9 protein-coding genes are annotated in these 13,863 nt (G+C 61.7%); 4 read left to right on the top strand and 5 right to left on the bottom strand.

Annotated features, from left to right (window positions below; all coding sequences use genetic code 11):
* Position 1 precedes the first annotated feature (1 nt).
* The 3 genes from DWU98_RS14890 to DWU98_RS14880 all read left to right on the top strand — a co-directional run bounded on the left by DWU98_RS14890 (position 2) and on the right by DWU98_RS14880 (position 5,434).
* Complete coding sequence (locus tag DWU98_RS14890) at positions 2–1,561, top strand: GH39 family glycosyl hydrolase (RefSeq protein ID WP_115496350.1); 1,560 nt, start codon at positions 2–4, stop codon at positions 1,559–1,561.
* 205 nt (positions 1,562–1,766) lie between these two features.
* Positions 1,767–3,947: an alpha-L-rhamnosidase-related protein gene (locus DWU98_RS14885; protein WP_115496349.1), complete on the top strand. Its 2,181-nt coding sequence runs from the start codon at positions 1,767–1,769 to the stop codon at positions 3,945–3,947.
* The gene (locus DWU98_RS14880; RefSeq protein WP_115496348.1) at positions 3,944–5,434 is read left to right on the top strand and encodes an MFS transporter; all 1,491 of its coding nucleotides are present in this window, start codon (positions 3,944–3,946) and stop codon (positions 5,432–5,434) included. The genes DWU98_RS14885 and DWU98_RS14880 overlap by 4 nt, the downstream gene beginning before the upstream one ends.
* Before the next feature lie 121 nt (positions 5,435–5,555).
* Here DWU98_RS14880 and DWU98_RS14875 read toward each other — a convergent pair whose 3' ends face one another.
* The 4 genes from DWU98_RS14875 to DWU98_RS14860 form a co-directional block, all read right to left on the bottom strand.
* On the bottom strand, positions 5,556–6,836 hold the full coding sequence (locus DWU98_RS14875; RefSeq protein ID WP_115496347.1) for an RNA polymerase sigma factor: 1,281 nt from the start codon (positions 6,834–6,836) through the stop codon (positions 5,556–5,558).
* A gap of 46 nt (positions 6,837–6,882) precedes the next feature.
* Complete coding sequence (locus DWU98_RS14870; protein ID WP_115496346.1) at positions 6,883–7,296, bottom strand: YciI family protein; 414 nt, start codon at positions 7,294–7,296, stop codon at positions 6,883–6,885.
* Between the two features lie 93 nt (positions 7,297–7,389).
* Complete coding sequence (locus tag DWU98_RS14865; protein ID WP_115496345.1) at positions 7,390–7,797, bottom strand: VOC family protein; 408 nt, start codon at positions 7,795–7,797, stop codon at positions 7,390–7,392.
* A gap of 213 nt (positions 7,798–8,010) precedes the next feature.
* Positions 8,011–9,048 (bottom strand): LacI family DNA-binding transcriptional regulator, encoded by a 1,038-nt coding sequence (locus DWU98_RS14860; RefSeq protein ID WP_230474869.1) that lies wholly within the window; start codon positions 9,046–9,048, stop codon positions 8,011–8,013.
* A gap of 421 nt (positions 9,049–9,469) precedes the next feature.
* On the opposite strand from DWU98_RS14860, the gene DWU98_RS14855 reads away from it, so the two are divergent.
* Positions 9,470–11,014 carry a rhomboid family intramembrane serine protease gene (locus tag DWU98_RS14855; RefSeq protein WP_158545067.1) on the top strand — a complete coding sequence of 515 codons (1,545 nt, stop codon included), beginning with the start codon at positions 9,470–9,472 and terminating at the stop codon, positions 11,012–11,014.
* Between the two features lie 52 nt (positions 11,015–11,066).
* Here the strand turns inward: DWU98_RS14855 and polA are convergent, their stop codons facing one another.
* Positions 11,067–13,814 carry a DNA polymerase I gene (gene polA, locus DWU98_RS14850; protein WP_115496343.1) on the bottom strand — a complete coding sequence of 916 codons (2,748 nt, stop codon included), beginning with the start codon at positions 13,812–13,814 and terminating at the stop codon, positions 11,067–11,069.
* Positions 13,815–13,863: the final 49 nt, after the last annotated feature.

Genomic DNA, 13,863 nt, shown 5'->3' with positions numbered 1-13,863 from the left:
CATGCCCTGTCCCCGCTTGCAACGCCGCACTGCAGCAACGCTCGGCCTCGCCACGCTCCTCATATTCGGCCTCGCCAACGCTGCAACGCCACCGGTCACCAGCACTGTGAACATTACGGTGGATGCCACCGCCGCCGGCATGGCCTTCCCGCATTTCTGGGAACAGATGTTCGGTTCGGGCCGCGCGGCGCTCGCGCTTCGCGACGACTACCGTAGGGACATCGACGCCGTGCACCAGGCCACCGGTTTTGGTTACGTACGCTTCCATGGCATCTTCGATCGTGACGTGGGTTTGGTTCAGCGCGATAACGACGGCCACATCAGTTACAACTTTTCCTATGTCGATCAGATTTATGATGGCTTGCTGGAACGTGGCGTCAAGCCGTTCGTCGAGTTGAGCTTCATGCCGCGGGAACTCAGTTCCGACCCATCGCAGCAGCATGATTTCTGGTATCACCCCAATGTGATGCCGCCCAAGGATTACGCGCAGTGGAATGCGATGATCCGCGCCTTCGCCGAGCATCTGATCGCGCGCTACGGCATCGATGAGGTATCCAGCTGGTATTTCGAGGTGTGGAACGAACCCAACCTCACCTTCTGGGGCGGCAAGCCCGAGCAATCCACGTATTTCACGCTGTACGACAACACCGCGCGCACGTTGAAGTCGGTCAACGCGCGCTTGCGCGTGGGCGGCCCGGCCACCGCGCAGGCGGCGTGGGTGCCCGACTTTCTCAAGCATGTCCATGACACGCACGTGCTAGTGGATTTTGTGAGCACGCACGTCTACGGCGACGACACCGCGCAGAACGTGTTCAAGACCAGCGAAACCATTTCGCGTGCCAACATGGTGTGCCGCGCGGTCGATAAGGTGCATCGCGAAATCGCCGCCTCGCCGTACCCGAAGATGCCGCTGATCTTCAGCGAGTACAACGCGTCCTATGCCAACCTTCCCAATGTCACCGACTCCACCTTCATGGGCCCGTGGATGGCCAACACGATCCGCGAATGCGCCGGCAAGGTGGACATCATGAGCTACTGGTCCTTCTCCGATGTCTTCGAGGAGCAGGGCGTGGTGCGCATGCCGTTCTACGGCGGCTTCGGTTTGATCGCGGCCGATCGCATTCCCAAGCCGGCATTCAATGCGTTCGCGTTGCTGCATCGCTTGGGCGATACACGCCTGCCGGTGTCGTCGGACAGTGCCCTGGCCACGCGGTGCAAAGACGGCACGGTGGTGCTGGCACTATGGAACTATGCGCCGCCCGTGGGCGATACCGCTGCGTACACCAAGGGCGAACCGCAGGGCTCGGTGAAGCATTTCGATATTGATGTTGCACATCTGGCTGCCGGCGCGAAAGCCACGGTGTGGCGCGTGGATGCCGAGCATGGCAATGCCGTGGCGACGTTCGATCGTATGGGACGTCCGGATTTCCCCAGCCGCGAGCAGATCGCGCAATTGCGCGCGGCAGGCACATTGAGCGCACCCCAGGTGTCGCCGCTGCAGGATGGCCGTTTGCATCTCGACATTCCGCCGCAAGGCCTGGTGGTGGTCCAGTTGCACTGAGCGTGGCGCCCTCGTTTCGTCCAGAAGGGTCGCGCCGCGCATGAATACGTATGCATAACGCCGCCATCGGCCGGCAGCTTGCCTACCATGCGCAGTCGCTATGTGAATGAGAGGCTCGAATGCTGCGATCGCAGCATGTACATCGCGCCGCATCGTGACATAACCAGAGGGGAGATCCTGTGAGTCAGCCATCGGTGGAGTGCGCATGCTGAGTGTGGTGATGATGGCCGCCCTGGCGGCGGGCGCCCAGGGCGATCTCTGGCGCGATAACATTTCCTGGCGTGGACAACAGGCGCACATGAGCGCGGTGCAAGGCGGCCGTTTCACGCTGACGGGGCCATTTGGCACGCGCGATATCGGCGCGCAGCGTTCACGCGTGGACACGGCAAGCCCCATGTTCGATGGCCTGTTCGCCATGGCGCAGGACGAACTCGCCCAGGATTCCGTCACCGCCATCCGCGACGGTGCGTTTGATCATGGCCAGCCGATTCCCTGCACCTGTTTCGAAACCGGTGCGAAATGGCCGTACGTGTGGACGCGCGATCTTTCTTATTCGATCGACCTGGGCCTATGGCGCTACGACCCGTTACGTTCGCGTAACGGCCTGAACTTCAAGTTGTCGGATATGCGCGACCCCTCGCTGAAGCAGGGTTTGTACGTGATGCAGGACACCGGGTCGGGCGGTAGCTGGCCGATCAGCACCGATCGCGTGGTGTGGTTCCTCGGTGCACGCCATCTGCTCGACGACAAGGCCTTCGCCGATGACGTGTATCGCGCCTTGAGCGACACGCTGGCGCAGGATCGGCACTATGCGTTCGATCCGGATGCGGGCTTGTATCGCGGCGAAACATCCTTCCTGGATTGGCGTGAGCAAACCTATCCGGCGTGGACCGCGGACAATGTGGTGTTCATCGCGCAATCGTTCGCGTTATCGACCAATGTGCTGCATTTCCAAGCGTTGCAGCTCGCGGCGCGCCTGGCCGATGCACACGGCCACGCAGCGGATGCCAAGGCTTACGACGCGCAGGCACAGGCGCTGAAGAAAGCGATCAACGCACATTTCTGGCGCGCGGATCGTGGCATGTACATGAGCTATATCGGTGGTGATGGCACACCTTACGACACATATGATTTGCTCGGCACCGCGCTGGCGATCACCAGCGGCGTCGCGGAAGGCGATCGCGCACGCCAGGCGCTGCTGAACTATCCCACCTGGCCGGCTGGCAGCCCGGTGATCTGGCCTGAACGCGCCGATCAGCCGATTTATCACAACCGGGCCATCTGGCCATTTGTCAGTGCGTATGCGTTACGCGCCGCGCGGGAGGTGAATGATCCAGCGCGTATTGCGCATGAGCTTCGTTCGATCATGCGCGGCGCCGCGATCTCTGGTTCGAACATGGAGAACTACGAGCTCCAGACCCAGGCGACGCACGTCGACGAAGGCAAGCTCAGCGGGCCGGTCGTGGATTCGCCGCGCCAGCTGTGGTCGGTGGCGGCGTATCTGGATGCCGTGAGCGAGGGCGTGTTCGGCCTCACGCAGGATGGGCGTATCGAACCCAAACTGCCGGCGTCGCTGCTGCCCATGTTGTTCGGCGCCCACGACAGCATCAGCCTGCACATGCCCGGCCGCACGATCACGCTGCGTTTGCCGCACAGCGTGCACGGCAACCTCCTGGTGGCTGACAGCACCCGGCAGCGTGGTAGCGAAACCGTCGTGATGCTCAAGGCAATCGATGTGCCGGCGATGCCGCTGCGCACCGACGCACCGCTGTATGCGCCCGCTGCGCCGCCCGCACCGACCATCACCGGCGACAACAAGGGCTGGCGCGTGCAGGCGGACGGCAAGGTGGTGCTTTATGCGGACGGCCAGCGCGTGGGTAACATCGACGGCAGCACCTATATCGCGCAAGGCACGCAGGCGCCGTGTGTCAGCGTCACGCGCATCGACGCTCACGGCATCGAATCGCTGCACAGTCCGGCCGTGTGCGGTGGCGAGGCGGATGCCGTGGCGAATGGTTGGCCGCGGACATGGAATGTGCCGGCTGCGGGCCGATACCGGGTGTCGCTTCGCTACGAAAACAACCATGGCCCCATCAACACCGGTGTTACCGCCGCCGTGAAGATGCTGGTGGTCCATTGTGGTAGCGATACGCCCCAACGCGTGCCGATCGTGCTGCCGCATAGCGTCGGCGAACAATCCTCCACCTATGCCGTGATCACGGCGAAGGCGGGCGTGGCGTGCCGTTTCCAATGGGAGCAAGGCTTCAATATGAGCGACCTCAGCCATTTCGCGCATTACACGGGCGGCAAGGGCGGCGTCGACGGGCCGCTGAATGACGCGCGCATCGGTGAGCTCATCATCAGTCCCACGACAGGTGCGCCATGAGTCGCAAACCTGGCCTGTCGTTCTGGCAAATATGGAACATGTGCTTCGGCTTTCTGGGTATCCAGTTTGCGTTTGCGCTGCAGAACGCCAACGTCAGCCGCATCTTCCAGACGCTCGGCGCCAGCGTGACCGATATTCCGATACTGTGGATCGCCGCGCCGCTCACGGGCCTGATCGTGCAGCCGCTGATCGGCTACGCCTCCGATCGCACGTGGGGAAAGCTCGGGCGACGGCGCCCTTATTTTCTCGCCGGGGCATGCCTTACCACGCTGGCGCTGGTGTGGATGCCCAACTCGGTTGCGCTATGGACCGCCGCGATGTTGCTGTGGGTCATGGATGCATCGATCAATGTGTCGATGGAACCGTTCCGCGCATTCGTTGGCGATCAACTGCCGACCACGCAGCGTCCGCTGGGTTATGCGATGCAGAGCTTCTTCATCGGCCTGGGTGCGGTGGTGGCTTCGCTGTTGCCTTATCTGCTCGCGCATCTGGGTGTGAGCAATGTCGCAGACCCCGGTGGTATTCCCAACACGGTGCGCGATGCCTTTTACGTCGGTGGCGTCGTGCTGCTGGGATCGGTGCTGTGGACGGTGTTTTCCACACGCGAATATCCACCCGAGCAGTTACGCGTGTTCGCCGACGCGGTAACCGCGCCACATGTCGAGGTGGAGCGCGCCAGCGCGTTACGCAACGGATTGATATGGCTGGTCATCGGTTTCGCTGGCGCATGGCTCGTACATGCGTACGGCTTGGAGCATGAGCTGTATCTGCTCGCGGGTGGTCTGGTGGCTTTCGGACTTACGTACCTGTGGCTGAGCATGGTGCGCGGCAATGGCGTGCTGACGCAGGTAATCACGGATCTGCACACCATGCCGCCGGCGATGCGTCGATTGGCATGGGTGCAATTCTTTTCATGGTTTGCCATGTTTGCAATGTGGATCTACACCACCGCTGGCGTAGCGCAGGTGCACTTTGGCAGCACCGATCCGCATTCGGCGGCGTACAACAATGGCGCCAATTGGGTGGGCGTGTTGTTCGCGGCGTACAACGGTTTCGCCGCCGTGGCAGCGCTGGTGATTCCGCTGATGGTGCGCCGCTGGGGCTTGCGCATCAGCCATCTGCTCAACTTGTGGCTCGGCGGTCTGGGGCTGGTGGCGTTCTTGCTGATCCGCGATCCGCATTGGCTGTTGTTACCGATGGTGGGTGTGGGCTTTGCATGGGCGTCGATACTTTCGCTGCCCTATGCGCTGCTGTCGGACAACCTGCCGGCGGAGAAGATGGGCGTGTACATGGGCATCTTCAATTTCTTCATCGTGATTCCGCAATTGCTCGCCGCCAGTGTGCTGGGTGTGCTGTTGCGTGTATTTTTCCACGGGCAGCCGATCTATGCGCTGGTGCTCGGCGGCGTGAGTTTGCTGGTGGCGGGGCTGAGTGTGCTGCGAGTGCGTGAACCGGTGGTGGGTGAGGTGTTGTCGCCATCGGCTTAATAGCTCAGTGCTGGCATGTGTGTTCATCTTCCCACCCCGTCATTCCGGCCTTCGCCGGAATGACGGGGTGGGAAGAGTAGCGCCTGGGAGTGGAACAGTTTCCTGCGCGCTCACAGATGCATCAAAAATGCGAGCGCGCAGCCAGTGCACACGCCGCAGCGCGTTGTTGCAGCAAATGACGCTCGCGCAGATTGCGTGCCAGCGATGCTGCACGTTCGAATTCATCGCGCGCTTCGGCGTAGCGTTCCAGCCGGTGCAGCAGGTCGCCGCGTACGCTTGGCAGCAAGTGGTAATTACGCAGCAACGGCTCGTCCGTCAGTGCATCGACCAACACCAGCGCCGCGGCAGGCCCGGATGCCATCGATACGGCGACGGCGCGATTGAGTTCCACCACGGGCGATGGCTGCACCTGTGCCAGTTCGGCATAGAGTGTGGCGACGCGCGACCAATCCGTTGCGTCGGCGGTACGTGCGCGCGCATGACAGGCCGCAATGGCCGCTTGCAGCGCGTAGGGGCCATGCGCGCCGCGCAGGGCTTCGATACGTGCAAGACCCTCCAGACCGCGACGGATAAGCAAAGGATCCCAACGGCTGCGATCCTGATCAGGCAGGAGAATCGGCTCGCCCGTAGGTGTGGTGCGCGCGCGCAGACGTGATGCCTGGATTTCCATCAGTGCGAGCAAGCCAAGCACCTCCGGTTCCATCGGCGCGAGGCTGGCCAATACGCGGCCCAGACGCATGGCTTCGTTGCAGAGTTCCGGGCGTATCCAATCGTCGCCGGAGGTGGCTGCGTAGCCTTCGTTGAAGATGAGGTAGATCACCTCGAGCACCGAGGCGAGTCGCTCGTCGCGTTCGTCGCCGCGCGGTACTTCGAATGGAATGCGCTTTTGCGCAAGCGTGCGTTTGGCGCGCACGATGCGCTGCGAAATGGTGGGCTCGGGTACCAGGAATGCCCGCGCGATTTCATCCGTGCTCAAGCCACCGAGCAGGCGCAGCGTGAGTGCCGCGCGCGCTTCGGCGGAAAGCACGGGGTGGCAGGCCGTGAAAATCAGCCTGAGCAGATCGTCGCCAATATCGTCGTCGAGCATGCTATCCAGCTCCGACCTGGCATCATCGGCCTCGCCGTCGAGCTCGTAGGCGAGGGCCTCATGCTTGCGCTCGATCAGCTTGTTCCGTCGCAAGAGATCGATGGCGCGATGCTTGGCGGCCGTCATCAGCCACGCTCCGGGATTGTCCGGCACACCCTGTTGCGGCCAACGTTCAAGCGCGGTAACCAGTGCATCCTGCGCCAGTTCCTCGGCCAACCCGACATCGCGCACCATGCGCGCAAGCCCTGCGATGAGACGCGCCGATTCAATGCGCCATACCGCTTCGATCGTGCGATGAATATCGGTTGCCGTCATGGCTGACGATCACAGCACGTGTATCGACGCGGCGCAAGTTCCTGCATCAGCCAGTCGCGGCCCGGAGTTCTTCGAAACCTTCGGCCGCCTTGCGCACATCAGCGGGAAAATCCGACATCTCGAACACTTGGCGAATCTCGATCGTATCGCCGGGGGTGAGCGGACAACGCGACGCCCAGGCAATCGCTTCGTCGCGCGAAGCGACATCGATCATCCAATAGCCGCCGACGACTTCCCTGGTTTCGGCGAAAGGACCATCGGAAATCTTGAGTTTGCCGTTGACCGTAGTGACGCGCACACCGGCCGAGGGCGGATGCAAACCGTCAAGCGCAAGCAGTACGCCCGCCTCCTGCAACGATTTGTTGAAACGCATCATTTTTGCCACGGCGTCAGCGCTGGGTCGCGCGTCGGGCAGGGCATCGCAATGTGCGCTGGGCAGCATCAGCATCATGAATCGCATAGTCGTTCTCCTTGGAGCCTGTTCGATGTCTCTGCGTGGTTCATCTGGTCACTTAGGGGTTAGCCGGACTGCGAGGAGACATTGAGCAGGCGCTTATTGTGGAACGATCACCATCCAGCTCATGCCGAAGCGGTCGACCACCATGCCGAAATACGGCGAGAAAAAGGTCTGGCCCAGCGGCGCATGCACGCGGCCGCCGTCGGCGAGAGCGTTGAAGGCGCGATCAGCCTCGTCTTTGGTTTTTACGCTAAGCGAAAGCGAAAAGCCCTGGAATGCAGTGTTCGTGTTGACGCAATCGTCCGACGCCATCAACACCGTATCGCCAATGGTGAAGTTGCTGTACATGATGTGTTCGCCATTGGCGTTGGCACCAGGACCATCACCGGGCGGCGCTTCCTTGTAACGCATTTTTGCGTTGATCGTGGCGCCGAGATGTTTTTCGTAATAGCCAAGCGCTTCTTCACAGCGGCCGCTGAAGAACAGATAGGGCTGTATGAACATGGTGCTTCTCCGTGGCATGAAGGTGCCGTTTGTGGAGACGACGAAGCAGCCAGGCGGAAATCGACAGCCGCTGTTTTCTTTCTCTTCGGGTGAGAAAGCCGGGTGAGCTGCGCGTGGACGTATGTTTTGAGTGAAATCGGGCTTCGCGTTCGGGTGCTTGGCATCCCGCAGGCGTTAGCTGTCACGCCAGCCGTGCGGGGCGCAGGGGGAACGTCACGTGCCGTATTGGCTTGATCGGCGCGCCACCAGCTTTACCGGCAGCAGTTGTGTCTGGACCGGGTCGTGGCGGATCAGCTGCAACAGGTTGTCGACCAGCGTCTCGCCGGCCAGCTTGGTGTCCTGCAACACAGTGGTCAGCGGTGGATTGAGGAAGCGGGCCATCGGAATATCGTCGAAGCCAGCCACGGCGGCCTGTTCAGGCACTTTGATCTGGCGGTCGGCAAGGGCGCGCATGGCGCCCATGGCGATCAGGTCGCTGGCGGCGAACACAGCGTCGAACGGCACGCCGCGCTCAAGCAGCTGTTCCTGCGCTTCGTAGCCGGCCTGTTCGGTGCTTTCGATGGCGTCGACCTGCAAGGCGTCATCCACGTCCACGCCAGCCTCCTGCAAGGCCGCGACGTAACCGCGATAGCGGTCGAAGAATTCGGGATAGTGGCTGGATGCATCCCCAAGGAACGCAATGCGCCGGCAACCTTGTTGCAACAAGTGCGCGGCCACGGCGTGGCCGCCCTGGAAGTTGTCGCAACCGATGGACACGTCCGGCTGATCGGGCAGCACGGCACCCCAGCGCACCGAACGCGTGCCTTGTTCGGCAAGTTTCTGCAGCTTGTCGCGGTACACCAGGTAGTCGCCGTAACCGAGCAGGATGATGCCGTCGGCTTTTTTGGTATCGGCGTAATCGGCGTGCCAGTCGTCGGAAAGCTGCTGGAAGGAGATCAACAGGTCGTAACCGCGCAGCGCGCAGGCGCGCGTGATCGAACCCAGCATGGACAGGAAAAATGGATTGATGTGCGAATCATCGGCGGTCGGATCTTCAAACAGCAGCAGGGCTAGCGTGCCCGAGTGCTGGGAACGCAGGTTCGAGGCGTTCTTGTCCACCTTGTAGTTGAGCTGGTCGGCCGCGGCCTTCACGCGCTGACGGGTTTCCTCGCTGACCAGCGGACTCCCGCGCAAGGCGCGCGAGACCGTGGATTGCGAGACCCCCGTCAGGTGGGCGATGTCGAACGAAGTGGGTTTCCCTTTGATGTGCACGTAGGACCAGTTCTTTGCTCGGGCAACCGGCGGGCGGCGGCCATCCCGTAACTTCATCCTAACGTCTGTCTTGTCCTATGTCCCGCCGCACGGCAAGAAATGCAAAAGAAAAGGCCCCGAAGACTTAGGGGGGGTCTTCGGGGCCGGGGAATCGGCGACCCAGGGGAGAGGTCCGATTCCGGTTGGCGACCCAGGGAGGTGGGGCGCCGGGGGATGCCGTTGCGTGCATCCGTAGAGTAAGAACGCATATCCGGCCAAAAAGTTGCAGAGAACGGAGCACAAACCCCTGATTGGTCAGCCCTGATTCATATAGAAAAAGTGCGCACGAATCGTAATTTCTGCCCGCATGACTTTACGTCGGTGGAGGGTTGCATCGTTGGATGGCATGCTCCCGAGCACGGGCTTGGGCAAGGACGCCATCATGCAGTCACAGGATCAGGGGGAAATCATGCAGCAGGAAAACGTGGTCTCCCTGATGGGAGACGAATCGATCGCGCGTGTCGTTTCGGTAGCGCCGGCGACCTACAAGGTTAAATTTGGCCAAAGGTCCGGTCAGCGCAAAAGACCTCTCGATCTGCTGGATTTGTTTGGATCGGGCCAGATCACGATCAACGGCGACCAGGTTCTGCTCAATGGCCCATGTGGCCGCTTTTCCATGGGAAAGAAAGCGCAGCTCAGTGTACCGTTGAGCGACATTTTCAATGTGGAATGGTCGGGGCTGACGGTTCGTTTTCGCTTTGACGGTGACAGAGAAAACCTGTCACATCAGGTCGAATTCACCGCGGCGAACCGAGACGATGTCGCTACGCTCCGCCAGCAATTACCCGTCAGGCAGACCGCCGCGTTTGCGCGTCAGCACGCCGAACTCCAGGAATATCGCTCGCGCCTGATGACCTTGAGCCCGAGGGCACCGGTTACGCCGGTGCTGGTGGCTATCAACGTACTGGTGTTTGTCGCCATGTGCGTGGGCGGGGTGGGATTCTTTGCGCCGAATGGCAATGACGTGGTTCATTGGGGATCGAATTTTGGCCCGTTGACCATGGGTGGGCAGTGGTGGCGGCTGTTTACGTCGCTGTTTGTCCACTTCGGCATTATCCATATCGCCTGCAACATGCTGGTGTTGCTTGCCAGTGGTTCGCTCATCGAGCGGCTGTTCGGCAGCAGTCGGTTCTTGCTGCTGTATCTGTTCGCCGGTCTTTGCGGCAGCATGGCCAGCTTGCTCTGGAATCCGGCGGTCAACAGCGCCGGTGCCTCGGGGGCCATCTTCGGCATCTATGGAGGGCTGATCGCGTTCGTGATGAATTCGCGCAATGGCGTGCCTGTTGCTGTGATGGTCGGGCAACGCAACAGTGCGCTGTTCTTCGCGTTCTACAACCTCGTGTTTGGTTTTGCGCACAGCGGTATCGACAACGCGGCGCACATCGGCGGCCTAGTGGGCGGATTTGCCATGGGGCTCGTGTTGGCGCGTCCGCTGCGCAAAGAATCACGCATCGGTTTTGGCATGCCGCAATTTGCAACGGGTCTGGTCGTCGCTGCCATCGTGCTGGGCGCGATGAGCTGGCCGCTTGGCCATCCGTCCGCCAAAGCGCTTGCCGAACAGCAATTCCAGACGGCGCTGCTCGACTTCCCTGCGCAAGAGCGGCGTGTGGTGGAGGAAGCGAATGCCGTGGGCAAGAAAGCACAGTCGGGAGCGATGTCAGGCGCCGATTACGCGGGCGTTCTTCAACGTGACGTGGTACCGGGCTGGGACCACATATATGCCCTGGTGTCGGCGCCGAAGCTTGAACCTGGCGACAGCCAGTATGCATTACAGCAGACGTTGAACCGTTATGCGGATGGGCGCCGGCGAACCTACCGGCTCATCGCACAAGCGGTTCTCCAGAACGATGCGGCGTTGATGGAACAGGCCAAGGCCACCAAAGCCGACGCGGATGCGGCCATGCTTGAACTCAACAAGATGAAATGAGCGCATTCACCCGCACCAGGTTTGCAAACCTGGTGCGGGTGAACATCACCGATCAATGCGCCTCGTCCCAGTTCTTGCCGACGCCCACATCCACGATCAGCGGTACGCGCAGTTCGGCCGCGCCGGACATGCGTTGGCGGATGCCCTCGCGCACGGCGTCCACGACATCGGCGCGCACTTCGAACACCAGTTCGTCGTGCACTTGCATCAACATATGCGCGTCGTCGCGATCCTTGAGCCACGCAGCGACGGAAATCATGGCGCGTTTGATGATGTCGGCCGCCGTGCCTTGCATCGGTGCGTTGACGGCCGCGCGCTCTGCGCCCGCACGTAAGGCCTGATTGCGGGCGCTAAGGTTTTCCAGATACAGGCGGCGCCCGAACAGCGTTTGGACATAGCCATCGCGATGCGCACGCTCGCGCGTGGCCTCCATGAAGGCATGCACACCCGGGTAGCGTGAGAAGTAGCGCGCCATGTAGTCGCTGGCCTCGCCGCGGTCGATACCGAGCTGGCGCGACAGGCCGAATGCGCTCATGCCGTACATCAGGCCGAAGTTGATCGCCTTGGCGGCGCGGCGCTGATTGCTGGTGACCGCCTCAGGCTCCAGTCCAAACACTTCCGCGGCGGTGGCGCGATGAATGTCGCCGCCTTCGTGGAACGCGCGCAGCAAGCCTTCATCGCCTGAAAGATGCGCCATGATGCGCAGCTCGATCTGCGAGTAGTCGGCGGCCACTACCCGCCAGCCCTCGGGTGCGATGAACGCCTGGCGAATGCGTCGGCCTTCCTCGGTGCGAACGGGAATGTTCTGCAGATTCGGATCGGTGGACGAAATGCGACCAGTCGCCACCGCGCCCTGGTGATAGCTGGTATGCACGCGCCCGGTGCGCGGATTGACGATTTCCGCGAGTTTTTCCGTATACGTGGAACGCAATTTCGCCAGGCCGCGGTAATCGAGGATCAGGCGTGGCAACGCGTGATCGTCCGCGATCGCCTCGAGCGCTTCCTCATTGGTTGACGGTTGCCCGGTGGGCGTTTTCAGTTTCGCCGGCAGTCCCAGTTCATCGAACAGAATCGCCTGCAACTGCTTGGGCGAGTCGAGATTGAACTCGCGCCCGGCCGATGCCCACGCCTCGCGCTGCAGCTCGTGCATGCGCTTGCCCAGTTGCTGGCTCTGTTTGCGCAGTTCGTTCACGTCGATCAGCACACCGCGCTGTTCCATGCCAGCCAGCACTGGCACCAGCGGTATTTCGATGTCCTCGTAGACGCGGCGCAGCTGCGGCTCACCTTCCAGCAGTGGCCATAGCGCATGATGCAGGCGCAAGGTCACATCCGCATCTTCGGCGGCGTAGCGGCAGGCGGTGTCAAGGTCCACCTGCGAGAACGAAATCTGCTTGGCGCCCTTGCCGGCGACTTCCTCGTACTTGACGGTGTCGTAACCTAAGTATTTCTTCGCCAGCGAATCCATGTCGTGCCGTGTGGCGGTCGCGTTCCATACGTAGGATTCGAGCATCGTGTCGTGCACCAGGCCCTGCACTGCGATGCCATAGTGCGAGAGGATGTTGATGTCGTATTTGGCGTGCTGTCCGACTTTCGGGCGACGTGCATCTTCGAGGATGGGCTTGAGCGCGGCCAATACGTTTTCACGCGGCAACTGCGCGGGTGCGCCGGGATAATCGTGCGCGAGCGGGATGTAGCAGGCATAGCCCGGCTGCACTGAAAAACTGATGCCCACGATATCCGCTTGCATGGCATCCAGGCTGGTGGTTTCCGTATCGAAGGCAATCAGCGGCGCATCATGCAAACGCGACAACCATTGATCGAACTGCGCCTGGGTGGTGACCAGCTCGTAGTGGCCTTGCGCGCTCAACTCGGCCGATGGCGCCGGCGGCGGAAGTTGCGCAGGCGCGACGACGGCCGGCGATGGGGCGGCCGAAGGTGCCGTTGCCGTTTCCGCGGCGATACTGTCCAGTTCCTTCAATGCCGCCTTGAACTCATAGCGCGTGTACAACTCGCGCAAGGCGTCGATATCGCGGTCGCGCAGCATCAATTGCGGTACGCCCACCTCCAGCGGCACGTCGATCTTGATCGTCACCAGCTGGCGCGACAGCGGCAGGGAAGGCAATGCCTCGCGCAGGTACTCCCCGATTTTGCCGCCGACCTTGTCGGCATGCGCCATCACGCCGTCGAGGGAACCGTATTCGGCCAGCCATTTCGCCGCGGTTTTCGGCCCGCATTTGGTGACGCCCGGCACATTGTCGACGGTGTCGCCGGTGAGGCTGAGAAAGTCGATGATCTGCTCGGGTTTCACGCCGAACTTGTCCATCACGGCGGCGCCATCCATGGTGGTGTTGGTCATCGTGTTGATCAGCGTGATACCTGGGCGCACCAGCTGCGCAAGATCCTTGTCGCCGGTGGAGATCAGCACGTCGATGCCGTGCTCATGCGCTTGCGTGGCAAGCGTGCCGATCACATCGTCGGCTTCGACACCACTTACGCGCAGGATCGGAAAACCCAGCGCGCTGACTATTTTCAGCATCGGCTCCACTTGCGCGCGCAATTCATCGGGCATCGGCGGGCGATGGGCCTTGTACTTGTCATAGAGCACATTGCGGAAGGTGGGGCCCGAGGCATCGCTGACGAACGCCACGTAATCAGGCCGCGCCTTCAAGGTGGTGCGCAGCATGTTGACCACACCGAACAGCGCGCCCGTGGGTTCGCCCTGCGCATTGCTGAGGGGTGGCAGCGCGTGGAACGCGCGGTACAGGTACGAGGAGCCGTCGATGAGCGTGAGGTTTGCCATCCGCCGATTCTAAGGGAACAGGGCGTGGGGAACGTGGAACACGCATGGG

This window comes from Dyella monticola, assembly GCF_003363155.1.
Lineage (GTDB): Bacteria > Pseudomonadota > Gammaproteobacteria > Xanthomonadales > Rhodanobacteraceae > Dyella_B > Dyella_B monticola.
This window is presented reverse-complemented; position numbering and strand designations above follow the sequence as displayed.